We start from the raw sequence: 26,410 nt of genomic DNA on the forward strand, positions 1-26,410 counted from the left end.
CTACTCCGTACTCACTGTGGCTTCTTTTTTATTTAATGCAGCTTCAAAGGTATGCCATGCCAAAGTGGCACACTTAACCCGGGCTGGAAAAGCTTTAACCCCTGCCAACACGGCCAGTTTATCCATGGAAACAGAGCCACTGACCTCATCTCGAGTTAACATGTTGTGAAAATGATGATACATCTCTTCCGCTTCTTCTTTGCTCTTTCCTCTTAAAGCCTCCGTCATCAAGGAAGCTGAAGCCTGCGAGATGGCGCAGCCACAACCGACAAAGCTGATATCCGCTAATCGGCCTTTTTCCATTTTAAGATAAACGGTCAATTTATCCCCACAAAGCGGATTATAACCATTCGCCTGAGTGGTTGCATCGTCCATGGAATGATGATTTCGCGGATGGCGATTGTGATCAATAATGATTTCCTGATAAAGCTCTCGCAATTCCATACTCATGCAAATACCTCTTTTACTTTATGCAAGGCTTCCATGCACTGATCAATTTCCTGCTCTGTATTATAGAACGATAAGGATATTCTTGTTGTTGCTGACACATCAAAAAAATCCATTAATGGCATGGTGCAATGGTGTCCGCTGCGAATAGCAATGCCTTCATTATCGAGGATCGTACCAATGTCATGCGCATGAATCTTCCCATGAACAAAGGAGATCACTGGAATTTTATCTTTGGCGGTTCCAATAATATTAAATCCTTTCACCGATTTTACAGCTTCAGTGGCATACTCCAGCAGATGCGCTTCATAAGCTAAAATAGCATCCATATCCAGGGACCATAGATAGTCAATGGTTGCCCCAAGTCCTATAGCGCCGGCAATATTGGGTGTACCGGCTTCAAATTTATGAGGCAGCGATGCATAGTCAAAGGATTCCAGAGTAACATAGTTGATCATTTCACCACCGCCTTGATAAGGCGCCATATCATCCAGTAATCGCTCTTTTCCCCAAAGCACACCAATGCCCGTGGGACCGTACATTTTATGGCCGGAAAAGGCATAAAAATCACAATCCAAATCCTGGACATCGACCGGCAAATGGGGTGTAGCCTGCGCTCCATCCAGTAACACCAGGGCTCCATAGGCATGCGCCATTTCAATCATTTGCTTAACCGGGTTAATGGTTCCCAAAGCATTGGATACATAATTAATGGATACAAACTTGGTGTTTTCGTTCAGTAATTTCTCAAATTCATCGAGCAGCACTTCACCAGACAATGAAATGGGCGCCACTTTAAGTTTGGCGCCTGTTTTCTTGCATACCATTTGCCAGGGTACGATATTGGAGTGATGTTCCATATGAGTAATAAGAATTTCCTCATCCGGCAAAATTCTTGGCGCAACATAACTTTGCGCGACCATGTTAATGGCCTCAGTGGTTCCTCTTACAAAAATACACTCTGTTGATGAATTGGCATGGATAAAGCGTTTGACCTTTCCTCGCGCCGCCTCATAAAGCAAAGTAGCCCTGACGCTTAAAGAATGAACACCTCGATGCACATTGGAGTTATCATGCTCATAAAATTTTGACATGGCCTCAATCATCGCTTTAGGCTTTTGCGTGGTAGCAGCGTTGTCAAAATACACCAGAGGATAATCATTAATGGTTTGATGCAATACAGGAAAATCAGCGCGGATGGCGTTAATATCCAGAGATTCAATCAAGGAAGCTGCATTATCCATTGTTTTCACCTAATTGTTGATTTAACAAATGACTCATCCATTCTGCCAAAATTGGCTCGGGAATGAGCTGAATATTCTCGGCAGCAAAAGCTTGAATTAAATAAGCACTGGCTTCTTCCCGCTCTATGCCTCGGGTTGCCAGATAAAATAAAGCTTCTTCATCTAATTGCCCCACTGTGGCACCATGAGAGCAAAGCACATCATCAGCAAAAATTTCAAGCTGTGGTTTGGTATCTATTTCTGCCTGCTCGGATAGCAGCAGATTTTTATTCTGCTGTCTGGCGTTTGTACCTTGTGCACCTTTAGCCACGATCACTTTTCCATTAAATACCGCCCTGGAATGCCCTGCCAAAATGCCTTTATAGTCCTGATGACTGCTGCAATTGGGCACCAAATGCTCGATTGTGGTATGATGGTCAACATGCTGCTGTTTCCCAGGCGCATAAATGCCATTCAGCAAACAACTGGTTTGTGCTTGTAATAATTGAATATGCACGTCACTGCGTACCAGCTTACCGCCCAAACTTAAGGAATGGCTGTTAAATTGACTGTTCTGCTCCTGTTTTACAGCAACATGGCCAATATGATAAGCCATACGACTTTCACGCTGTATTTTATAATGGCTGATATTGGCATGCGCATGAACCATCACTTCTGTCAGCGTATTGGTCAAATACATGCACTGCTCGGCTCCCCGGTATTCTTCCAGGATGCTGGCCTGACTGTTTTCTTCAGCAATCAGCAAATGACGAACGTGAACAGCCTGCTCTTTTTCATCCTGCCAATGAGTCAGTAATAAGGGCTGTTCAAGCTGAACCCCTTTGGGCAAATAAAGAAAAACACCTGTTTGTAACATGGCCGTGTTTAACGCTTGAAATCCATGCTCATGAGAAAAGCACTGACCGAGATAAGGCTTTATTTTATCTGCATGTTGCCTTAAAGCCTCCGATAAAGACAGAAGAATAACCCCTTGCGGCAATGCACCGGCTACTTTCTCTATATCAAAAACCTGGCCGTTAATGATGCGAACCTGGTGAGCAACAGGAGCATCAGTGGTATAATCAGGCTTTACCGTTTTCTGCGCACGACCAGGAATGAATTTATGCTCTAATAAAGGTTCTATTCGCGTGTATTTCCAGTCCTCATCCGAGCGCTTCGGAAATCCTTGCTGCGAGAGATCCCGCAGTGCTTTTTGCTGAAGCTCGGCAAGCCAGGGCATCGATGATAAACTGGCTCTTGCCTGCTCATGATAATACCTCAGGAGTTCGCTCATGCTTCCTCCCTTTCCTCAAGCCAACTATAGCCCTTTTTCTCAAGCTCTAAAGCCAATGATTTATCGCCGGATTTAACGATTCGGCCATTTGATAGCACATGAATATGATCCGGTTCTATGTAATCAAGTAAACGCTGATAATGAGTCACCAGAATAATGGCACGTTCCGGAGAACGCATGGCATTGACCCCTTGGGCAATAATGCGCAGGGCATCGATATCAAGCCCTGAGTCTGTTTCATCAAGAACGGCAAGCTTAGGCTCAAGGGCTGCCATTTGTAAGATTTCATTGCGCTTTTTCTCACCGCCGGAAAAACCCTCATTGATGCTGCGATATAAAAAACTTTCATCCATATCCAGCAACTGACATTTCTCTCGAATAAAACTTAAAAACTCAATAGCATCCAGTGTTTTTCGATTCTGTCCTTTTCGAACCGCATTAACCGCTGCTTTGAGAAAATTAATATTGGTGACACCCGGTATTTCCACAGGGTATTGAAAGGACATAAAAATACCGGCACGAGCGCGTTCCTCAGGCGATAAAGGCTGCAAATCTTCACCCTGATAAATCATTTCACCCTGTGTGAGCTCATAGGAAGGATGACCGGCAAGTACCTTCGACAAAGTACTTTTACCTGAACCATTAGGCCCCATGATCGCATGCACCTCTCCTGCTTTTACCTCGAGGTTGATACCTTTTAAAATGGGTTTCTCGTTTATTGCAACATTTAACTGTTTGATTGTTAACATATTTAACCTACTGCCCCTTCTAAACTGATGCCTAGTAATTTAGTGGCTTCCACTGCAAATTCCATAGGCAATTCTTTCAATACCTGTTTACAAAAACCATTGACAATCATCGATACAGCATCCTCAGTATCAATACCGCGCTGTTGGCAATAAAATAGCTGTTCCTCACTGATTTTGGAGGTTGTTGCTTCATGTTCCACCTGGGCAGAAGGATGCTTGACCTCGATATAAGGAAACGTATGTGCAGAACACTCACTGCCCATGAGCATGGAATCACATTGTGTGTAGTTACGGGCATTCACAGCAGTAGGTGCAATGCGTACAAGCCCACGATAAGCATTATGAGCACGGCCGGCGCTGATTCCTTTGGAAATAATAGTTGAGCGAGTGTTTTTACCTAAATGAATCATTTTTGTTCCCGTATCCGCCTGTTGAAAATGATTGGTCAATGCTACGGAATAAAACTCTCCTATAGAATTATCGCCCTGTAAAATGACAGAGGGATATTTCCAGGTGATGGCAGAACCTGTTTCAATTTGCGTCCAGGAGATTTTGGAATGCTCCCCACGACAGGCTCCTCGCTTGGTAACAAAATTATAAATACCGCCTTTTCCTTCTTTATCGCCAGGATACCAGTTCTGTACTGTGGAGTACTTAATCTGCGCACCCTTTAGCGCCACCAACTCAACCACTGCCGCATGCAATTGATTTTCATCCCGCATCGGCGCCGTACAACCTTCAAGATAAGAAACATAACTATCTTCATCAGCCACAATCAATGTTCGTTCAAACTGACCGGTTGATGCCGCATTGATGCGAAAATACGTGGACAACTCCATCGGACAACGCACGCCTTTGGGAATATAGACAAAAGAACCGTCACTGAATACGGCGGAATTTAAACTGGCATAGAAATTATCACGATAGGGAACCACCGAACCCAGATACTTGCGCACTAAATCAGGATATTCACGTACAGCCTCTGAGAAAGAGCAGAAAATAACCCCTGCTTCAGCAAGTTTTGCTTTAAAGGTAGTTGCCACAGAAACAGAATCAAAAACCGCATCCACAGCAACGCCAGCCAGCATTTCCTGTTCTTTTAAAGGAATACCGAGTTTTTCATAAGTCCGCAACAGCTCTGGGTCCACTTCATCCAGGCTTTTAGGTGCATTTTCTTTCTTTTTAGGCGCAGAATAATAGGAGATTGCCTGATAATCTATCGGAGGATAATGAACACTGGACCAATGCGGATGCTTCATGGTCTGCCAATGTCTGAACGCTTTCAACCGCCACTCCAATAAAAATTCCGGCTCCCCTTTAATAGCTGACAAACGACGAATGACCTCTTCATCTAAACCGGGCGGAAAGGTATCCACATCAATTTCAGTCACGAAACCGTGTTGATACTCCCTTTCAATCAGGGAATTAATTTGTTCATTGCTTTTAGCCACGACTAACTCCACTTGCTAATTGCTGAATGCGGTCCACTTCAACCGCCTGGAGAGATGGTTTTGCCAGCGACTCCAAACTCACACTGTCCAGTGCCGTCTCAATCGCCTGGCTTATCAAACGCCAATTCCCCTGTACATGACAAACTCCCTGCAGAGAACATTCATTAGGCTGCAAACTACACTCTGTGAGTCCACGTTGTTCTTCCAGGGCATAAATAATCTGAGCCACAGATATCTGCTTTGCAGACCGTTGTAAACGATAACCACCCGTGACACCGCGCGCAGAGACCAACAAACCTGCAGCGGTCAAACGTTTTAATAATTTGCTGACCATTGGCACAGTAATATGAGTATGTTTTGCTATTTCCCGCGCATTGCATAACGCTTCAGGACGCTTGGCAAGATACACCATAACCACTGTTCCATAATCGGCCAGTTTGCTGATGCGCAGCATAACATTCTCCCCTAAAATAATCTAGTACTGAACAAGTCTTATATTAAATATAGTACCATTTTTGTACTATTTAAACCAGTAATAAGCAACAGGTGTCCTGGACATCATGGCTCAACCCTCTATGTTGACATATTACAAACGGACTAATTTGAGTTCCGGTTGCGAGAAAACTTTGCTAAAAAAGCGCAGTATAGTGACCAATGTGAGCACTTTTTAGTGAAGTTTCTTGCAAGATAAGCCAAATATGGCCGTTCCCCCGAGCAAGGCTGGGCACTTACTCCTAGACACCTGCGGATTGTAACACAATGAGCAAGGTGCAGAGAAACCACTTTCTGCAATTATATGCTCATGTTACTCAAGATCTGCGTGTTGGCTTCAATGCTTAAGTTTTTGATTTCTTTCATCGTGGCTGTGTAACCCATATCGATTAATAGTTCTATTTTATCGGGCGGTAAATTAAGCCAGGGAATCTCTTCCATTTCTGGGCTTATTAAAACATCAGAAGCTTTGGCATTATCAATAGTACGGCTCAGTGAGCCAATCATTAAAGATTTCAAAAAAATATCCACCAGAGAGGGGTAATGATAAGGGGGCTTAATCAAATTGCAACGTCTCATCAACCCATTTATAAAGGTGATGATAGGAGGAAAATCATAATGCCCACTGCTTGTAAAAGGCTTTAAATTCAGTGCAAATACAAAGCTGCCATGGCTGGTAAACTCTCGCATTTTATCCACTGATAAATTATTTAATAATCCGCCATCAGCAATCATCTCACCCTTCTTAGTAAAAGGAGGGTAAACCAGGGGAATGGATGTACTGCAACGAACCGCTTCCCATACAGCTCCCCGACTTTGAAACACTTCTTTCCCCGTATTTAAATTCACGGCAACAGAAAAGTTAGGCAACCAGAGATCTTCTACCTGCAAATCCCCGAACACCTCCTGCAAGGTATGGGTCACATGTTTGGCACTGGTCACTGAAATCAAGGGGTAAGACCAATGTTTGGGGGCAAACATTTTATAGCCTATTTTGGCTATCGGCTTTATCATTTGATAGGCTGCCTTATAATCTTGGCATAGAGCAAAAGCTGAGCTGAAAATAGAGCCGGCGCTTGTTCCCGCAATAGCATCAATGGGAATGCCGGATTCTTGAAGCGCTTTTATTGCACCCACGGCAGCCCAGCCTTTGGCGCCACCACCGCTTAACACCATTGCATTGGGTTTATCGAGAATAAAACGAAGCAGGCGAAGAAAATCCTCTGAACGGTAACGTAGATGATGATGAAAACTAAATTCACCTTCAGCAAGCCATCGTTTTGTGTTCTTTGGGCAGACAGGTGCTGGCTCATGCAGCAAAATCAATTCCTTTCTGGAAAGAAAAGGAGCGAATTCAGCTTTCAGCAATTGCTTCACTTCTTCACTTAAGGTACTGTCCTTGCTCGCATCGGCAATGACAAACAATCCGTCAATGTTTTGGAAAAGTGGCATGTCCTGATGTTGCATATACCATTGCAGATACTGACGTAGTCTTTCAGATGTTTTTATAATAAAAAGCAAGCGTTGGCAGTTCTCATCAGCCTGTTTCATCATTTCCCTGATTTTTTCAATCTTCTTTTCCACATCTTCTTCAGGCAAATAAGTATCATCCACCAGCAACAAACGATGATTGGGATGAGTGTTTTTTTTCAAAGCATCGATGAACGCTTCAGGAACAGGATGGTTTGCTGCTGGAATCAGAACAGAATGATGGAACAACTTTTCATTTCCCAACAGTTTAATAACAGATTGCGAGCGGGCTATAATGGTGTCCAGCAGTTGCATGTACAACTCGGCAGAGCCGTATTTATCCATAAACGTTTTAATGTTTTCATGCGAAAACCTGATGAGAACAGCATCAGTAAGGGTTTTAATCGTTAATGTCCGGGGACAATGACTAAGCCCACCTAATTCACCTACCGTTTCGCCTGGATGAACGATACCCACTACTTGTTTGCCTTTATCATTTTCCAAGATAGCGGCCAACTGACCTGACGATAAAATATAAAAACCGTCGGAAGGATCAGCCTGACGAAATAAAATCTCATCTTTGCTGAGATTGACCTGTTCACAATATTTAACCAGCTTTTTTATTTGTCGTTCTTTTAAGGTTTTTAAAAAATTTACTTTTTTTAACAAAATAAGCAAATTTTGTTCATTTAAAACAGGACTTACTTTTTTTTGTTCGGACATTAGGCTTTTCCCTTGCAAAGGCAATATTCAAAGCAAATAAAATATCTGCTAAAAAATTATAGCAAATGAAAAAGCCCGAAATGGACGGAACTAGTGAACTAAAATAACTGAATGGGAAACTTTCATAATAGCAGATGAATGCCTTGATACAGCCTATGGCTGCATCAAGATGATTTAAAAGGTTTTTGCAATTTGAACGGAGTATTCATCCTTTCCTTTAATCTGTCCCTTTCTATGCTCAATATGATGTTCTGTCAGTATTTCATCCACTTTATCCATGGTCTTTTTATCGCCAATAGACCAGAAAGTATAACGATTTTCACTTTGTTTGGATTTCCATTCTACAGACGACATCGCTTTCAGATGCAATTTGAATTCAGCATCTGTGGATAATTGTCCAAAAACTTGTCTTCTCATGTGATCAAGGTTTCCTATAATTTCAGGTTTTATTTCTTTATACAAAGCATAAACGGCTGAATCACGCCCTAATATCTTTATAGCAGGAGTCAAATCCGCTGCGGCTGTTTTCGGTATACCGAGCAGGTTTATTTTTTGCTGAATATCCTCTTGCATTAAAGACACAGGTAGCTGAGAAATCAAGGCTTTTAAAACGTCCATCAACAAGTCATTGCCGATTTTAAATTCTTTCAATTCTTCAATGATTTCTTTATCTTCATCAATTAAAACGTTTGTTGCCGTTGTAAAGGCCTGCCAATATAAAAGCAAATCTTCTTTGTTTAATTTGCCCTCGGCTTTTGCCAAAGCATGAAATATCTCGGTAACCAGCGTAGCTATATTCAGTACTTTGGGAGACCACTCTTTATATGGGACACAATCAGAAATTTCCTCGCCATTATGTGTAAAAAAAGCAGGCTGTTGTTTCTTGGCCTTCCAGTATTGCAAGGTATAATCAAACCCGATGATGGAATGTTTAGGGATGTTTTCAGAGGCAACAAGATAAAAAACAGGCACATTTGCTATTAGCTTCACTTTTAATTGAACATTAGCGGTTTGAATTTTTTTAAGATCATTGGTGAAATGATATTCTATGTTGTCTTTATTGACCAAATGCTGCATATAACGAGTCAAGTTTCCATAATTTAAAGCATCAACGGCCAATAAGTTATCTTTCCGGGCGGCTATTGTATGTTGACTACTGGTATTGTGGGTTAGCATTCCCAAAGCATAATCAGAAGGTGTATTGTCTTTTAAGGAAAGAATCTCACCGGTATAAACACCAAGAACCGTACCTTCAGGAATATCCTGAAAGGCAAAAAGTCCCTTTCCATACTTTCCCATGTCCGCCAACGCCAACAAATCCAAAATAGCTTGCTGATTGTGCAGATAATCGGCAAATTCCTTGCGAAAACTGAGTTCAAATTGTTCCGGATCAATATTTTGCTCATGAGCGAGACTTTCTCCTATAATCGGCATATCTGTCCATCCGATACACTCCTCTGTAAACACGTCATGAACCGGTCTTAATGAAAATTCTGTAGTGTCTGCCTTATAGGGCAAGTTATTTATCACCCTGATGTTTAAAGCATTTGATTTGGTATTCGCTATTTTCGTTTTTAACATTTTAACGCCTATAAGATCGTAAAAAGGGCAGAATTATAACCGATAATGATCAAAATTTAAACTATCACAGCAAACAAGGATCTTATAGGAAAATAAGCCAACACGATGTATTGAATTGACAGACAAGGTTTTAGCGATATAATAAGTTGCTCTTAACAATTAATTGGCTCATTGAATGAAAAATACTCTCCCCTGTATTCGGCAATTCTTCTTGACCTTATTTTTTGCTTCCCTGTTTTACCAAGTCTCTTATGCAGAACCCTATAATTTAGGCTTAGCCAAGCAAATGCTAATCCAATATCATGATTCAGGAGCCTATCAACAGGAACTTACCAGAGCAATCGACAGAGCACATCAATTGATTCTCCAACAGGCGAAACATTACAGGAAAGGTCAAAAGCTGGCCATTGTTCTGGATATTGATGAAACCAGTCTTTCCAATTATAAGTATCTTTTACAGCGAGATTTCAGCAATAACCCAAAACAGGTTCATCAGGAAATTCTTAAAGCAGACGCTCCTGCCATTTTGCCTATGCGGGCCTTATACAATGATGCTATAAAGCACGGTATCCATGTCTTTTTCATCACGGGCAGAACGGAGGATGAGCGCACTGCAACCATTAAAAATCTTCATAAAGCAGGCTACAGAAACTGGTCTGGTCTTTACCTGAAATCCAATGCACAAAAAACTCTTCCCGCCCTCCGGTATAAAACTCAGAAGCGAGCTGAAATTACTCGGAAAGGCTATATCATCATTGCTTCCATTGGAGATCAAGTCAGTGATATTGAAGGTGGCTATACTCAAATGGGCTTTAAGCTTCCCAATCCTTTTTATTATTTATCCTAAGTTCTGTTGTAAGAGATCAACCCCCTGCCTTGAGCGGCCGTATTTGGTCCATTTTGAACAAAAATAAGCCTTCAAAGTGCTCACATAGCTATCTCTTAATTTTAGCCATTTTTTAGGGATCGAATCCCCGCTACTTGATAGCGGGGTCCATACGGAACTTCGCATACCGCGGTCGATGCCACGGTGTCCAAATCACCAGTCGAAAAAAAACTTCACCTGAGAGAAGCTTTCTCACAGCCTAATCTAAAAATTTTTCCCAAAAAGCAAGAAAAAGCCAAAAGGTTAAACATATTTCACTTCAATGATTTCATATTCAACCATACCTCCCGGAGTATTCACCGTGACCGTATCGTCAATTTCCTTACCAATTAAGGCTCGGCCAATGGGGGAACTGTAGGATATCTTATTTACCTTAATGTCAGCTTCATCTTCCCCAACAATCTGGTAAATCAGTTCTGAATCTGTAGATACATGGCATATTTTAACCGTTGAGCCAAAAACCACTTTACCTTCATTCGACAACTTACTGACATCAACGATCTGTGCATTGGCCAGCTTCTCTTCCAGCTCCTGAATACGTCCTTCATTAAAACTTTGCTCTTCTCTGGCCGCATGGTATTCAGCATTTTCTTTTAAATCACCATGCGCTCTCGCCGTGGCAATAGCCTCAATAATTCTTGGGCGTTCTACAGATTTTAAACGTTTTAATTCTTCTTTAAGCGCCTCTGCACCTTTTACAGTCATAGGATATTTTTTCATAATCACCTCTAATAGAGTTTTATACCTGATCATGGGATAAAAGATTGACTTGAGTGGGTAACTCTGAATTTTAGAGCCTTGCAAAAATCACAAAGCGAAGAAAACCAAAGATTTACGACTCAAATGATAACATTACCCCACGACTTAGGCCGTGTAGTCCTGATATTTCTCAAAAAATGGGAATGATTTAACTCAAATTATTTTTGACCGAGACGAATAGCTATTTCTATTTAATGAGGTCAAAATAAAATTTAAGCAAATCAGCCTCAATTTACAACCAAGAAACCTTCTAAAAACATGGCCTAATGCAAATCCTGCAATCGGGTCACCGTTTCCCGATCCTCATATTTCATTGCCAAACAAGCCGCCTCAGCGCCCGATAATGTTGTTGTATAACTGACTTTGTGCTGAAGGGCATTACGGCGTATAGCAAAGGAGTCAGCAATCGCCTGACAGCCTTCGGTGGTATTCACAATAAAATCAATTTCATTGTTTTTAATATAGTCAACCACATGAGGCCGTCCTTCTGCAACCTTAAATACGCGTCTGCAATCAATACCCGCAGCCTGAATAACTAAAGCCGTCCCACGTGTGGCAATGATTTCAAAACCCAGTTCAATCAGCCGCTTAGCAATTTCACCCACACGGGTTTTATCTGCATCGCGAACAGAAACGAAAGCTCTGCGACGCTTAAGAATATTAGAACCTGCACCATACTGAGCTTTAGAATACGCTTGTCCAAAGCGCCTGGCAATACCCATCACCTCACCGGTGGATTTCATTTCCGGCCCCAAAATGGAATCAACCCCAGAAAATTTAACAAAAGGGAAGACTGGCAGTTTAACAGAATAAAAAGCAGGCATTGGATAATGCTGTCTTAACCCTTGTTGTTTTAAACTCTTACCGGCTTTACAAAGAGCTGCAATCTTGGCAAGAGGTAAACCGGTGGCCTTGGAGACAAAAGGAACAGTCCTTGAAGCACGCGGATTAACTTCCAGAACATAAATATCATCAGCCTGGATGGCAAATTGGGCATTGATCAATCCGACCACACCCAATTTCAGAGCCATTTGTCTTAGTTGTTCAATTAAATCCTGTTGTACAACCGAACTTAAGCTATATGGCGGTAAGGTACAGGCAGAATCACCTGAATGAACACCTGCCTGCTCAATATGCTCCATTATCCCACCAATCATCACCTCTTTGCCATCACAAACGGCATCAATATCCACTTCAATAGCATCATTCAAAAAACGATCCAGCAATACGGGTGAGTCATTAGACACCTCCACCGCATGCCCTAAATAGTCCCGTAACTCATTTTCATGATAGACAATTTCCATAGCCCTGCCTCCTAAAACATAAGACGGGCGAACAACCAAGGGATAGCCGATCTTCTCAGCCAGTTGCAAGGCTTCCGTTTCACTGCGGACGGTCCCATTCGCCGGCTGATGCAGATGTAACTCGCCGACCAGTTTTTGAAAACGCTCACGATCTTCAGCCTGATCAATGGCATCCGGTGAGGTGCCGATGATGTTCACCCTATTGGCTTCTAAGGATTTTGCCAATTTGAGGGGTGTTTGTCCCCCATAGTGCACTATAACTCCCATGGGCTCTTCAAGCTGAACAATGGACAATACATCTTCCAAAGTTAAAGGCTCAAAATACAAGCGGTCGGAAATATCAACGTCCGTGGAAACCGTTTCAGGATTACAATTCACCATAATGGTTTGATATCCTGCCTCCTTTAAGGCCATTGCCGCATGAACACAGCAATAATCAAACTCAATTCCCTGACCAATTCGGTTAGGTCCGCCTCCTAATATCATGATTTTTCTTTTATCTTTTTCAGGACGAGCTTCGCATACCGCCTCATAACAAGAGTACAAATAAGCGGTATCGCTCGGAAATTCCGCGGCACAGGAATCAATGCGCTTGTATACCGGAAGCACGCCCATCTCATGCCGGTAAGCTCTGACCTCTTCTTCCTTACTGCCTGTTAAAGAAGCAATGCGGGCATCGGAAAAGCCGCGTTTTTTTAATAATTTCAGAAACGTTGTATCGATTTCATTCAGTGACTTGCCGGAGATGCTTCTTTCCAGGACAACCAACTCTTCCAACTGCGCCAGAAACCAAGGATCTATTTTACATTCAGCGTAAACATCTTCGATAGACAGGCCATAACGAAACGCATCGGCGATGTACCAAAGTCTGTCTGGTGTTGGTTCTCGCAAATGTCCACGTAATAAAGTTTTATCTTCCTCTGTAAATAGAGGAATCAAACCTGAACGATCAATTTCCAAACCTCGAATCGCTTTTTGTAAGGATTCCTGAAAACTGGAGCCAATGGCCATCACCTCTCCCACCGATTTCATCTGAGTGGAAAGTGTGGTGGAGGTCTGTGGGAATTTGTCAAAATTGAAACGTGGGATTTTGGTCACCACATAATCAATTGTTGGCTCAAAAGAAGCTGGCGTTTTGCCGCAGGTAATGTCATTTTTCAGTTCATCCAGAGTATAACCTACAGCCAACTTAGCCGCGACTTTAGCAATGGGAAATCCGGTGGCCTTGGAAGCAAGGGCAGAACTTCGAGAAACACGAGGATTCATTTCAACCACAAGCATCCTTCCATCATCAGGATTAATGGCAAACTGAACGTTAGAACCCCCTGTATCTACCCCTACGGCCCGAAGAACAAGAATCGCTGCATCACGCATGCGTTGATATTCTTTATCGGTTAAGGTTTGTGCCGGAGCTACCGTAATAGAGTCTCCTGTGTGCACACCCATCGGGTCAAAATTTTCTATGGAACAAACGATAATGCAATTATCATTTTTATCCCTGACAACCTCCATTTCGTACTCTTTCCAGCCAAGAACCGATTCATCAATCAATAATTCGTGAGTCGGAGACAGTTCCAGCCCACGGCTGCATATTTCCTCAAACTCTTCACGGTTATAAGCAATTCCACCACCGCTTCCTCCCATGGTAAAGGAAGGACGGATAATGACAGGATATCCTAATTGCGCCTGAACCTGATGCGCCTCCTCAAGGCTATGAGCAATGGCTGAACGAGGCATTTCCAGACCAATTTCTGCCATCAGTTTGCGAAACTGATCACGATCTTCGGCCCGGTCAATCGCTTCCCGGGTAGCGCCTATCATTTCCACAGAGTACTTAGCCAATACGCCTTCACGAACCAGATCCAGGGCACAATTCAGTGCAGTCTGCCCCCCCATGGTCGGCAGCAGTGCGTCCGGTCGTTCTTTTTCAATGATCCTGGCGACCTCTTGCCATTGCACAGGCTCTATATAAGTGGAATCGGCAAGCTCAGGATCGGTCATAATGGTGGCAGGATTGGAATTCACCAGTATAACGCGATAACCTTCCTCTTTAAGCGCTCGCACAGCCTGTGTTCCAGAATAATCAAATTCACAGGCCTGACCTATGACGATCGGCCCTGCTCCAAGTATCAGGATGGATTTTATATCAGTTCGTTTTGGCATATTTACAACAAATCTAAGATAAAGTGACTTATTTTACCGATTTCTGGCTAAACATTATACCCGTCATTCAAATTTTAATGTTAAAAAAGCATCAGTGACATCAGATCTGCCCCGTCAGCTTTCCCCATAACATTCCCAGTAATTCATGTAAGGCAATGTTAAAATACACTATATTATGAGCATCGGGTATCCAGGTTTTTTGCCAACGTTCATCATTCCAGTAAAAAGTGTGATCTGTAGGTGCGGCAATGGGATGTAGCCCTTGCTTCCGGCATAAAGCCATTGCTCTTGGCATATGGCTTGCTGCCGTCACTAGATAAAAAGGTTGCTCGCCTACTATTTTTTTAATCTCTCGCGCCTGGTCCGCCGTATTTAATGAAAACGGCTCTTGCTGTAGGCGATGCTCAGGAATAGCAAACCAACGAGCAAGCTGGCTTAAATGAAAGGCTTCCGACCTGTTTTCATCATGACTGCCTCCAGAAAGCAGTAACTGTGCTTTGGGCAATTGTCTAAAAAGTCTCACTCCCTCCACCAGACGCCGAATACTTGAGTTATACAATAGCATATTGGCCGGTATGTTTTGTACCGAGGCCTGGCCGCCGCTTAACACTACGATCCAGTGTATATCTGGATTTACTTCCTCGATGATGGGATATTGGTTTTCCAGTCGATGAGTTAAATACCTGGGAAGCCAGCCGGTACTTAATGCCAACAAAATAACCAGAATCAAACCCAGAAGAAGGCGTAGTGAATGACTGTAGCCTTTAAGGCACAAAACGATAAAAACAATGCCAAACAACAGAATACATAAGAAAAAAGGATTCAGCAAGGCTTCTAATAATTGTCGAAAAGCAACCATTCAACGTACCCGTCGCATAAGATAAACACCAATAATACTAAACATCAACGTAGGTCCCACAGCAGCAAGTTCCGCCGGCCATTGGTACACCATACTGACTGGGCCAAAAAAGCGATTAACGATATAAAAACCAAAGCCTACGGTGGCACCGATTAAAAATTTCGATCCCATGGTCGAAGAGCGTAAAGGGCCAAAAATAAAAGGAATAGCCAATATCATCATGACCATTGTCGTTAATGGTTGTATTAATCGCTGCCAATAAGCGAGCTTATAGTCCATGACATTTTGTTTATTGCGTTTCTGCTCCCTGATAAATCGTCTGAGCTGCTTGAGGGACATTTCATCTGGCTCATTGCCGCTGATGCTAAGCACCGCAGGATTCACTGCCACATCCCAGGGCATACTGTCTATATGATGAGATGAAGTACGATTATCCTTATGGAAACGTGTTTCATTTATGTTATAAGCTTGCCAATGTTTGTTTTCAAGCCTGATTTGATCGATGAGACGAGCAGATTGCATCCTGTGTTCTGTATCAAATTGAAACTGATAAACCAGCCGCAGGACATGGTTTGGCATGATCGCACCAATCATAATGAAGCGGTTTTGATCGCGAAGCCAGACACCTTTCGCCGTACGCAAGGTCTGTCCCTTACTTAAACTGGACATTTTAAAATCATTGGCATAAGAAGCCATACGCGGTATAAACATTTCACCTATAACGGTCACCAGTAAAATGAGCAATACAGAGACTTTAAATATGGCCAGGGTAATTTGAGTGATAGACATTCCAGCAGCGCGCATGACGACCAACTCACTATGATTGGCTAAAATACCAAGACCAATCAAACATCCTAACAGACTGGCCATAGGGAAAAACAGGTAAACCTGGTAAGGCATTTGCAGTAATACAAAAAAAGCCGCTTGTACAATCCCAAAATCTGCTTTGCCCAAATCATCCAACTGATTGACAAACAAAATAAAGATCTGCAGTCCAGCCAGCATTAAGGTCACTAAAGCAATGGCAGACAAAACGGTTTTTGCAATGTAGCGGTCCAGAAGTTTCATGCCATTTTTATCCGATTACGCCAGACTAAAAAAAATCCCAAAGCCAACACAGATAAATGCAACCACCACATGCCAACCCAAACCGGAATTTTGCCATCCATCATTGCATCACGTCCAATGAACATAAAATTGGCGTAAATAATATAGATCACGATGGCCGGAAGCAATTTGGCAAATTTTCCAGCTCGTGGATTGACTCGACTTAAAGGCACGGCGATCAAAGTTAAGGTCAGTACCATGATAGGAACTGAAAATCGCCATTGCAACTCCGCCGCCTTTACTTTATCGGAATTATTAAGCGGCCATAACTCTGATGTTTTAACGGTACGAATATCTTTATTCACAGCGATCACAGGATGCGGTAAACGCGCCTTGTATTGTTTAAATTCCGCCACCTGATAACTGGCTTGCCCTGGCACGCCCTCATATTCCTTACCGTCATGCAAAACAATGTAATCTTCCGAGGTTTGAGGATCCGTTTCTGCATAAGCCTTGTCAGCCCATAGGACATCCCATTGCAGTCCAGTGTTTTTCGCCTGCAATCCAGCGAGAAAGATATGCTTTGCCTTAGTGTGATCACGAGACATCGATTCCACATAAAACACATGCTTACCTCCTGAAACAGCTTGAAAGCGTCCTGGTACAATGGTTTGAATCAATGTCTGTACCCCGGAAGAGCGTAATAATTTGGCACGTTCAACGGCAATTCCTGGGCTGGCCCATATCATGATAAGAGCAACAATCACAGCCACCACCGTTGCCATAATAAAACTGTGCTTCAGCAACTGCCCCGAACTATAGCCGCAGGCTCGCAGCACGGTCATTTCACTTTCAGCATACAATCGGCCGTAGGCAATCAGCAAGGCCACGTAAAAACCTAAAGGCAGCAATAATCCTATTAAAGTAGGCAATTCCAGCATCATTAACTTCATGATGATAACACCCGGAATATTGCCGCTTGCTGCACGGTTTAAGTAACGCACAAACTGATTGCTCATAAAAATGAGCATCAGAATGCTGGTTAATGACACTAAGGTTATAAAGACTTCTTTTGCCAGATAGCGAAATATCAGCACGAATTATCCTAATGATCGATGAAAATAAATTTACGCAATGTTCAATTTTCCAGCTCCTCGTTCCCGGGACTTCATCGAACATCCTGTAAAAATCTAAAAAAAGGTTTATTTTACCTCATTGTATAATTTTTTCCCATACTTCGGAGGCTCAAATGTACAATTATAATTTATCCTCAGACATGAAAACATCGAAATTCGAGCCTTGCAATAGCGCGTAAGACATCATAATGGAAACTCAACGGAGTAGAAAACTCAATACAACCCAGGTAAACTAAGAGTCATTTTATCCATCTAAGGAAATCATCATGAACTATGGATTAATACATCAACCGGAACTCACTGCCAATGAATGTCTGGTGATAGGTATTTTGCAAAACGGCCAGTTTAATGACTTTCTTAAGGATCTTAACAAAACGACGGATAGATTGCTTGAACGACTTAGCCAAAAACTGCATGAACCAGGTGATTTTTTATGGCAGGCTGACGTACAAGGACATAGTTTGTTCTTAATTCATTGCGGAAAACACAAAGACTATAATCCTTCCTCATTAAAAAAGCGCATGAAGGAAATTATCAATCAGCTGGTTAAACAGAAGATTCACTCCGCTACCATTTGCATGCCGCAATTATCCTCTCATTCAGCCGACTGGCAATTGGAGCAAATGTTGTTACAAACGGATTATCAGCGCTATCAACTTCTTGATTTTAAAAAGAAAAATAATAGTGCTCATCGACTGGAAAAAATCAGTTTCTATGTGCCTGATGCCAGTGAAAAAGCCTTACAGGAAGCGCAAAGTATTGCTGAAGGGATCAGCTTTTGTCGAACACTCGCCAATTTACCAGCGAATATCTGCACGCCGTCCTATCTGGCTGAAAAAGCCAGGGAACTCTCAAAAGATCATCCCCAGATCACAACGAATATTATAGGGCCAGAAGACATGCAGAAGATGGGCATGGGGTCTTTACTGGCTGTGGCAAAAGGTTCTGATGAGCCACCGCGGCTTATCGAGGTACAGTATCAGGGAAATCCTGGAACTGCTCCCATTGTCCTGGTGGGTAAAGGCATTACATTTGATAGCGGCGGTATTTCCATAAAGCCCGCACAATCCATGGACGAAATGAAGTACGATATGGCAGGCGGCGCGAGTGTTTTAGGTACCATTAAAGCCTGTGCCTTGCTTAATTTACCCCTTAATGTTATAGGTTTAGTACCCTGTGCTGAGAACATGTTAAGCGGCAAAGCCGTTAAACCAGGTGATATTGTCACCAGCATGTCCGGACAAACCATTGAGATCATCAATACAGACGCGGAAGGCCGGCTGGTATTAGCCGATGCTCTCACCTATGCAGAGCGTTTTAATCCGCAGTTTGTTCTCGATATTGCCACTCTAACCGGAGCCATGGTGATTGCCCTTGGCAGTGTCGCTACTGGTTTTATGACTCAAGATGAGGAGCTGGCTTCTTTAATTAATGAGTCTGCTGAATACAGTCAGGATAAAGCCTGGAGAATGCCTCTGGATGATGCTTATCAAGAGGCCATGGACAGTTCGCTTGCTGATATTGTAAATGCCAGCTTTGACCGCTCCGCTGGCAGCATTACCGCAGCCTGCTTCCTGTCAAGATTTACGAAAAAATACCGTTGGGCGCATCTGGACATTGCCGGAACGGCCTGGACATCGGGGAAGAATCATCATGCCACCGGCAGACCGGTTCCCTTGTTAACTCAATTGCTTCGCCAGAGTGCTCATGAGAGTTGATTTTTATCTGCTGAACCAGCATCAGCCAGACCATCGCTGGCTGGTGGCCTGTCGCTTGCTTGAAAAGGCTTATTTTAAAGGCCGTCAGGTTTTTGTCTTTTGCTCAAGTCAGCAGGAAGCTGAAAAATTGGATGAACGGTTATGGACCTATCGGGAAGATAGCTTTGTCCCTCATAATCTGCAAGGCGAAGGCCCGGAGCCACCTCCCCCCATTCAAATAGGTCATGCGGGCGAGCCACGTGGGTTTAATGACATTTTAATGAACATGTCAGGGAGCATGCCTTCATTCCATTCCCGCTTTCAACGAATTATCGAAATTGTAGCAAACGATGACACTTCGAAAGAGTGTAGCCGACAACTTTATCGAGAATATCGTGCTTTAAACTTTGAACTCCATGTTCATCATTTAGATTGGTAACTTACAAATGTTAAGGGTCAGAAGAAATTCTTATTGAATTTTTCAATATGATTTTGATTTTCTTTTAAGTTATTTGGATCGCTTTTTTCGAAATTAATGATTTTATTGACAAAAAAATTAAATGCTGTTTTCTGTCCAAAGAACAAATTTACCTTAGTTGCAGATTCAGCCCTTTCCTTAATTTTTTCTGAAATTTCTCTGCCATGCTCTGGAAAAAATTTAATCAGCATATCAATCTGTTCAGGATGAAAGCCTACAGTCACTGATTCTAATAACTCCGTCGACTTCAGAATTTCAGGTAAAATTCTTTCCTTTACGCCTTCAAGCGTACAAAGCGTTTTTAACGATAAAATATCAGAGAAAATATCACTTAGGTAATAGGGATTAGCAAATAATGCGTTAATAAGCTCTTTTTGAATAGAAGAGGGGAAACGTTCTACCATTTCGACAAAACGATCTCCATCGAACACCTTTATTAAACCATCATCAATTATCCTTTGAGCGATTTCTCTGAAATGTAAAGGATAAATATCCAACAATTTTTCAAGATCCCAATATCCTCGAACCAGGTATTTATCTATAGAAACAAGTGGGTTTGAAAGGTATACTTTTTCAGACCAGGATAGCTGGCAGTCCGACTCGGATAGTTCCTTAAATTTTTTATCTTCTTCAGGAGAGTCGGTTGTCATCACAATCGCTTTTCTGCCTTTTGCTCCTTTTACTGTAAATCGTAAGGAATAACTGGTTTCATAGCTTTCATTTTCGAGACAGGAAGCGTATAAATAAAGTACTTTTTCTGCCAAGGTTTTACCTGCAAGTTGTTTCTGCCGGGCTTCAATCTGCTGAAAAAGAGATAAATAAGGTATTGTTAAGTGTTCAGCTACCACTCCATAACGCTTCCAGGCATCAGGATGTTCGAATATATCCAGCAATAATATCCAGATTGAAATGTTTTTCGGTGAAGCGGTAAAAAGACCAAACTGTTCATCCTGTGTCAGCAGTTTTTTCTGAGAGAATTTCACAGAAAGCCCTTGTTGAGGAAGCCGTATCCTCCATTTTTCCATTGGTATTTTGATCATTAGACTGAAATTCGAGATCCACCATGTTCCAGATAAAATGCGACCATTTCACCCCTGTTTTTTCGCGAATCAAATCAATGGAATGAAACACCGCTTGATATAAATGATTGGGAATGGCTGAGATAAGTCGACGATGCACTTCATCGTGCAATAAAGCATAAAAAACACCGGCATTTTGCCCATGGAAGCTTTCAGTTTCTGCTGTTTTTGAAAAGGGAACACATGAATATCGGCCACCTCGATGCATGCCTGCATCGATCAAATCAATGGAAAATCTTCCTAATCGTGGGAAGAGCGCTTTGGCGTTTTCACCATATAAAGCTTTCATTAAGGCGTCTCGTAATCCCATTGAAAGATGAAAAAGCACAGACTTGTTATGATCCATGTCCCTATAGGTTTCCGCTAACACGCCTGAACCTATAAAAAATTCCTGAAGCGGTCGATATTCTTTGCGGTCATCAGTGAATTGAAAAACCAATTGTTCAGAGACAGGCAGTTGAAGTATGAACTGCTGAAATCTCCCCATGATATCCTCAATATCCTCATTGGTTAATAGTCTAGGCAATAACATGCTTGCAATCATGTTTCTCAACTGAGAAGCCAATAACGGGTGAATGCACTGTTTTTTATCCAGTAATGCGATAACCGACGTATTTGAAAAGTGCCGGTGAAGATATAGACCCTCAAGGAAAGTGGTTATCTGTAATCGTGTTATTTTTCCTGACTGAAAAGCTTTAAGAGCAAGTAATTCAATATTTTCCCGCTGACAAAGTTGTGCATAATGATCGTTTAAATCAATAGAGGATAACTGAGCCAGTTGCTCCACCTCACTGACATCCACATGTTCTAAAGCCTCTAATAAATGTTTTTCATCGCCTATAAAATCTAAAAAGTCTTCTGTAAATACATTGTTATTGTTTGGCATGGAGTTAACAAACAAAAATCAAATTGAGCAAAATAATACCATATTATATTTTTTATAACAAGCTGGACTTTAGCTGTTTTTTAAATCGAATCATCGAGTCCCCACTACTTGATAGCGGGGGTCTAAACAGAGCTTCGGATGGATCAACTATGTCTTAACCGTTTTTTTAAATTTAATTAATCTATCATCATGCACAAAATAATCCCGAATTAAAATCTCTTATTCTGGCATTTGCAATAACAATGATTTTTCGCATTAAAGCAGTTAAAGCTACCATCTTTTTCTTTCCGGAAGAAATTAACTGATTGTAGAAAGATTTTAAGCTAGAATTTGAATTTCTTGCAGCCATGGCAGCTAAGAATAATATGGGCTTAATTCCACATCTGCCATAACCAATACACCGATAACCGCTAAACTGCCCGCTATCATTTGCCTTTGGTGCAAGGCCAGCAAGCGAAGCAATTTTACGTCGCGTTAAGGAACCTAATTCTGGTAATAAGACAAGAAGCTCATTAGCAATGATATCCCCTATGCCGGGAATAGTTTTTAGAATAGCTTTTTTTTCTCTTAACACAGAGTCAGCCTCTATCAAGGTATTTATTTCATCTGTAATGGTCTTGATTTGATTATTAAGCACCTCGAGCATTGCATTACAGCTCGCTTTGATGATGTCCGCGCGAGGAGCTTTTAATCTATTCTTTTCTGCAACAAGCATTTGTTTTAAATCATTACGACGCTGCACCAACTCAAATAAGGCAAGGGCTTTTGTTGATTGAGGAGTAAATAGTTCTAGTCGTTGTGCTCGCTCATACCCATATAAAGCCAATGAGAGGGCATCCAGTTTATCCGTCTTTGCCTCATTGCCATAAGATTGAATAAATCGTTTGACCTTACGTGTATTAGCTCGATGTACTGCAAACCCTGACTCACACAAAGTGAGCAATAATTGCATCTCATAACCACCTGTCGTTTCTAATACAGTTAAAGCATATTTTAATTTACTCTTGAAATCGTTTATAAACGCTTTAATACCTGTCGGATTATTTTCATATTCGTATATCTTTTTTGAGCCATACATCGCTACAACAAAAGAAATTTTTCCAATATCGATACCAATATAATTACTGTATAATGACATGCGCGCCTCGAAATTTTATTGTTTAGGATTGTAAGCGGACGTTCTTTAATCAGAGTCCTTTCAACTATTCAAACGTTTCGAGAGCAGGGCTAGAGTACCTTGATCCAGACGGTTGTTAAAACCTATTCCGCGACGGTCGCTCACGCCCGTGCCCTTTATTTTTACAATAAGGGGCTACTCTCTTAATGGCCATTATATAATTTTTTGTAACTTACAATACCGCGGTCAATGCTGCGGTATTTCGAGAGATGGTATTTTTTCCAAAGTCATTTTTTAAGATCGAATCCCCGCTACTTGATAGCGGGGTCTATACAGAGCTTCGTGTGGACATCGCCGTCGATGCCGCGGTAATTCAGCGGGTTATATTTTTCCAAAGACTGCATATGTATTTAATTCTGAAATCGCTGTCTCAAATATTGCGCTATCGCACGTATTCCCATAGCTTCTCCTCCTTCAGGCTTACCGGGTTTGGAACTTAGATTCCATGCCATGACATCAAAATGAACCCAAGGACAATTTTCGCTGATAAAATGTTTCAAAAATAAGGCGGCCGTAATAGCTCCAGCATAAGGCGAATCATTGCCATTGGATAAATCAGCGATTTGTGAGCGCAGTAAATCAGTATACGCTTCATATAAAGGCAACTGCCAGACAGGGTCGTTAACGATCTTGGAAGCTTCCATGATATCTTTTGCCAGCTTTTCATCATTGGAAAACATAGCGGAAATATCTGTACCCACTGCAACGCGGGCGGCGCCTGTCAAAGTGGCAAAATCAATCAACAGCTCAGGTTTTTCCTCACAGGCTTTCACCAAGGCATCGGCTAAAACCAGGCGTCCTTCTGCATCGGTATTATCCACTTCCACCGTAGTCCCGTTGCGCATGGTGATGATATCGCCTGGCCTGAAAGCATCAGGACCCACAGCATTTTCAACGGCGGGGATGTATACTTGTAATCGTACGGGCAATTGCGAGCTCATGATCCATTGCGCCAATCCCAACACCTGTGCTGCTCCACCCATGTCCTTTTTCATTAAACGCATGGCCTGGGCTGGCTTGATGTCGAGACCACCGCTGTCGAAACATACCCCTTTGCCAATCAAAGTCAACAATGGCGCTTTCTTATCTCCCCAGTTTAAGGAAAGAAGCCTTGGTTCAGATGACGACGCACGCCCAACAGCATGTATGGCAGGATAATTTTCTTTAAGCAATTCCTCGCCTACCCACTGTTTAAATTCAGCACCATTGGTTTCAGCCAACTGCATGACTTTCTCTGCCAATTCCCGAGGCCCCATATCGCTGGTGGGAAAATTAATTAAATCACGAACCAGGAATACCGCATCCACCAGCGACAAAACCTCCGAGCTTTCCGCTTCCTCAAGCAGTAAAATTCTCGGCTTATCCTCGTTTTTTTTGTAAACATTAAAACAATACTGGGCTAACCCCCAGTAGATTAAATCACAACATGGCAAAGGCTCACTTAATTGATAGAGCCCCGGAGATAATTGCTGAGCAGCCTGAGCCAGGGCTTTAGCCTTGTTGTTTTTTTCAACTCCGATATATATCTTTTGAATGGCGCCTTCCTGATTTATAAACCAGCCTATCTGACCCGCGCTTGCTTTAAATTGCTGATGCTGAATCAGTATTTTTTCCTTTTCAGACATCTTAGCCCATTGCTTTTTTAGTTCTTCAGGCGATATAAAAGATAACGGGATAGCGGTGTTTTCTTTTTTGGCCTGGTAAAATTGCTCTGCTTTCATCCTCATTTTATCCCTTAATCTGTCCGCGAAATTGTGAAGGCCTGATCCCTGCCAGCATCAAACATATAAAATAAATCATCATGGCCATTGCCACATGCCCTAAAAGTAAAACCAGCCGCCACCATAACGACTGTTTCAACCAGAAACTCACATCTCCCTGCATCCATATTAAATATAATGACATTACAGCACTTGCAAAGAACAATTGCAGGATAAACTTAAACCAGCCGACTAAAGGCTGATAAATGTTACGACGAATCAATAGCAGTAGTAAAATGCCGCTATTTACATAACCGGCCAAAGAAGAGGCCAGTGTCAATCCGGCGTGAGCTAAGGGCCAGATCAATAAGGCACAGAGAATGCTGTTAACCACCATGGCTAAAGCCCCGATTTTAACGGGAGTTTTAATGTCCTGACAGGCATAAAAACCCGAAGCCAGAACTTTCACCATCATAAAAGCTGGGACTCCCAGAGCCAGTGTGATCAGGCTTTTCTGTGTCATCAGCAAATCATAGGCGGAAAATTTACCATAAGCAAAACAGCTGGCGATTAATGGCATGGAGAAAAATGCCAATCCTAAAGCCGCAGGTAAGCCAAGCAATAACAGAAGTCGTAATGCCCAATCCAGAGAACGGGAAAAGGTTTCCTGGCTTTGCTCAGCATGTCGGCGTGAGAGGTGCGGAAGAATCACCGTAGCGACAGCAACCCCAAATACTCCAAGTGGAAAATCGGTTAACCTGTCCGTGTAATAAAGCCAGGATACGCTACCCACTTTTAAAAATGAAGCAAAAATAGTGTCTATCATTAGATTAATCTGCGCAATTGATACGCCGAATAAAGCAGGAACCATCAATTTTAACACCTGCCGTACACCGGAGTCCCCCCAGAAAATACTGGGTTTGACCAATAATCGATGCTGATATAAAAATGGGAGTTGAAACAAAAACTGAACTATACCGGCAATCAATACCCCCCAGGCCAATCCTTTTACCGGCAAAGAAAGTTGAGGGCTTAAATAAACGGCAGCCAAGATCATGGTAATGTTCAGCAAAACCGGGGTAAATGCCGGTACACCAAAATAACCATAAGTATTGAGAACAGCACCGGCCATAGCCGTCATGGAAATGAACATTAAGTAAGGAAAGGTAAGGCGCAGCATTTCTGTGGCAAGAACAGCCCGTCCGGAATCCTGACTAAAACCGGGTGCAAAAATAAAAATGATCACTGGTGCTATTAATACGCCAATGAATGTTACCATCGACAACACTGCTGTCAGGTGCCCGGCAACACGAGAGAGAAAAAGACGGACATCTGCATCGCTTCGAGTCTGCTGATATTCGGCTAGAACAGGAACAAAGGCCTGGGAAAAAGCACCTTCGGCAAACAAACGGCGCATAAAATTAGGGATTCTGAAGGCGACGAAAAAGGCATCCATACCTGCTTGCGCTCCAAAAAAATGAGCAATGACCATATCACGCACGAATCCGAATAAACGTGAAAATAAGGTCATCACCGATACCAGTGAGGTAGAGTGCAGCAGGCTTTGTTGTTTTGAGATCATAGCTTCCGATATGGACATACAATTATCAATACGACATCATGCACGTTATGATATACTTATTTACACCTATTTTCATTTTGATTTTTAACCCGTGTTATCCAGCACAATATTTTCTAATGGAAAAATGCTGCAAACATGAGTTTTTAAGAAAGATGAGCAATAATAAAACCACATTTGCATAAGAAAGATTGACAAATTCTAATGCATTGTGCATGATTAGGATCTTT

At 42.2% G+C, this 26,410-nt stretch carries 21 protein-coding genes; 3 read left to right on the forward strand and 18 right to left on the reverse strand.

The window, feature by feature from the left end; translation table 11 throughout:
• The 8 genes from sufU to E4T55_RS04990 all read right to left on the reverse strand — a co-directional run bounded on the left by sufU (position 1) and on the right by E4T55_RS04990 (position 9,430).
• A complete protein-coding gene (sufU, locus tag E4T55_RS04955; protein ID WP_058500688.1) occupies positions 1–450 on the reverse strand; it encodes a Fe-S cluster assembly sulfur transfer protein SufU in 450 nt (149 codons plus the stop codon).
• Positions 447–1,691, reverse strand: coding sequence for a cysteine desulfurase (locus E4T55_RS04960; protein WP_115325284.1), 1,245 nt, complete (start codon positions 1,689–1,691; stop codon positions 447–449). The genes sufU and E4T55_RS04960 overlap by 4 nt, the downstream gene beginning before the upstream one ends.
• A complete protein-coding gene (gene sufD / locus E4T55_RS04965) occupies positions 1,684–2,964 on the reverse strand; it encodes a Fe-S cluster assembly protein SufD (RefSeq protein ID WP_058500689.1) in 1,281 nt (426 codons plus the stop codon). The genes E4T55_RS04960 and sufD overlap by 8 nt, the downstream gene beginning before the upstream one ends.
• Positions 2,961–3,713: a Fe-S cluster assembly ATPase SufC gene (sufC, locus tag E4T55_RS04970; RefSeq protein WP_058500690.1), complete on the reverse strand. Its 753-nt coding sequence runs from the start codon at positions 3,711–3,713 to the stop codon at positions 2,961–2,963. Before sufC ends, sufD begins: the two co-directional genes overlap by 4 nt.
• Before the next feature lie 2 nt (positions 3,714–3,715).
• Positions 3,716–5,164: a Fe-S cluster assembly protein SufB gene (gene sufB / locus E4T55_RS04975; protein ID WP_058500691.1), complete on the reverse strand. Its 1,449-nt coding sequence runs from the start codon at positions 5,162–5,164 to the stop codon at positions 3,716–3,718.
• Entirely contained in the window at positions 5,157–5,618 is a 462-nt protein-coding gene (locus tag E4T55_RS04980; RefSeq protein ID WP_058500692.1) for an SUF system Fe-S cluster assembly regulator, read from the reverse strand. Before E4T55_RS04980 ends, sufB begins: the two co-directional genes overlap by 8 nt.
• Positions 5,619–5,956: 338 nt before the next feature.
• On the reverse strand, positions 5,957–7,849 hold the full coding sequence (locus tag E4T55_RS04985; protein WP_058500693.1) for a patatin-like phospholipase family protein: 1,893 nt from the start codon (positions 7,847–7,849) through the stop codon (positions 5,957–5,959).
• Between the two features lie 174 nt (positions 7,850–8,023).
• Positions 8,024–9,430 carry an SET domain-containing protein-lysine N-methyltransferase gene (locus E4T55_RS04990; protein WP_058500694.1) on the reverse strand — a complete coding sequence of 469 codons (1,407 nt, stop codon included), beginning with the start codon at positions 9,428–9,430 and terminating at the stop codon, positions 8,024–8,026.
• 175 nt (positions 9,431–9,605) lie between these two features.
• Between E4T55_RS04990 and E4T55_RS04995 the strand changes: the two genes are divergently transcribed.
• Positions 9,606–10,277 carry an HAD family acid phosphatase gene (locus E4T55_RS04995; RefSeq protein ID WP_058500695.1) on the forward strand — a complete coding sequence of 224 codons (672 nt, stop codon included), beginning with the start codon at positions 9,606–9,608 and terminating at the stop codon, positions 10,275–10,277.
• A gap of 282 nt (positions 10,278–10,559) precedes the next feature.
• Here E4T55_RS04995 and greA read toward each other — a convergent pair whose 3' ends face one another.
• The 5 genes from greA to lptF all read right to left on the reverse strand — a co-directional run bounded on the left by greA (position 10,560) and on the right by lptF (position 17,545).
• On the reverse strand, positions 10,560–11,036 hold the full coding sequence (gene greA / locus E4T55_RS05000) for a transcription elongation factor GreA (RefSeq protein WP_058500696.1): 477 nt from the start codon (positions 11,034–11,036) through the stop codon (positions 10,560–10,562).
• Positions 11,037–11,338: 302 nt separating this feature from the next.
• Positions 11,339–14,542, reverse strand: a complete 3,204-nt coding sequence (carB, locus tag E4T55_RS05005; protein WP_058500697.1) for a carbamoyl-phosphate synthase large subunit — start codon at positions 14,540–14,542, stop codon at positions 11,339–11,341.
• 100 nt (positions 14,543–14,642) lie between these two features.
• Entirely contained in the window at positions 14,643–15,401 is a 759-nt protein-coding gene (locus tag E4T55_RS05010; RefSeq protein ID WP_058500698.1) for a YdcF family protein, read from the reverse strand.
• Positions 15,402–16,469, reverse strand: a complete 1,068-nt coding sequence (gene lptG, locus E4T55_RS05015; RefSeq protein WP_058500699.1) for an LPS export ABC transporter permease LptG — start codon at positions 16,467–16,469, stop codon at positions 15,402–15,404.
• Positions 16,466–17,545 (reverse strand): LPS export ABC transporter permease LptF, encoded by a 1,080-nt coding sequence (gene lptF / locus E4T55_RS05020; RefSeq protein WP_058500700.1) that lies wholly within the window; start codon positions 17,543–17,545, stop codon positions 16,466–16,468. Before lptF ends, lptG begins: the two co-directional genes overlap by 4 nt.
• Before the next feature lie 305 nt (positions 17,546–17,850).
• Here lptF and E4T55_RS05025 point away from each other — a divergent pair, with 305 nt between their 5' ends.
• Positions 17,851–19,302 carry a leucyl aminopeptidase gene (locus E4T55_RS05025; RefSeq protein WP_058500701.1) on the forward strand — a complete coding sequence of 484 codons (1,452 nt, stop codon included), beginning with the start codon at positions 17,851–17,853 and terminating at the stop codon, positions 19,300–19,302.
• Positions 19,292–19,720: a DNA polymerase III subunit chi gene (locus E4T55_RS05030; RefSeq protein WP_058500702.1), complete on the forward strand. Its 429-nt coding sequence runs from the start codon at positions 19,292–19,294 to the stop codon at positions 19,718–19,720. Before E4T55_RS05025 ends, E4T55_RS05030 begins: the two co-directional genes overlap by 11 nt.
• 17 nt (positions 19,721–19,737) lie before the next feature.
• Here the strand turns inward: E4T55_RS05030 and E4T55_RS05035 are convergent, their stop codons facing one another.
• The 5 genes from E4T55_RS05035 to murJ all read right to left on the reverse strand — a co-directional run bounded on the left by E4T55_RS05035 (position 19,738) and on the right by murJ (position 26,201).
• Complete coding sequence (locus tag E4T55_RS05035; protein WP_058500703.1) at positions 19,738–20,742, reverse strand: hypothetical protein; 1,005 nt, start codon at positions 20,740–20,742, stop codon at positions 19,738–19,740.
• Positions 20,705–21,724, reverse strand: coding sequence for a hypothetical protein (locus E4T55_RS05040; protein WP_058500704.1), 1,020 nt, complete (start codon positions 21,722–21,724; stop codon positions 20,705–20,707). Before E4T55_RS05040 ends, E4T55_RS05035 begins: the two co-directional genes overlap by 38 nt.
• Positions 21,725–21,911: 187 nt before the next feature.
• A complete protein-coding gene (locus E4T55_RS05045; RefSeq protein WP_115325220.1) occupies positions 21,912–22,862 on the reverse strand; it encodes an IS110 family RNA-guided transposase in 951 nt (316 codons plus the stop codon).
• Positions 22,863–23,251: 389 nt separating this feature from the next.
• Entirely contained in the window at positions 23,252–24,622 is a 1,371-nt protein-coding gene (locus E4T55_RS05050; protein ID WP_058501775.1) for a leucyl aminopeptidase family protein, read from the reverse strand.
• A gap of 7 nt (positions 24,623–24,629) precedes the next feature.
• Positions 24,630–26,201 carry a murein biosynthesis integral membrane protein MurJ gene (gene murJ, locus E4T55_RS05055; RefSeq protein WP_058501772.1) on the reverse strand — a complete coding sequence of 524 codons (1,572 nt, stop codon included), beginning with the start codon at positions 26,199–26,201 and terminating at the stop codon, positions 24,630–24,632.
• Between the last annotated feature and the right edge of the window lie 209 nt (positions 26,202–26,410).

This window comes from Legionella israelensis (assembly GCF_004571175.1).
Classification (GTDB): Bacteria; Pseudomonadota; Gammaproteobacteria; order Legionellales; family Legionellaceae; genus Legionella_D; species Legionella_D israelensis.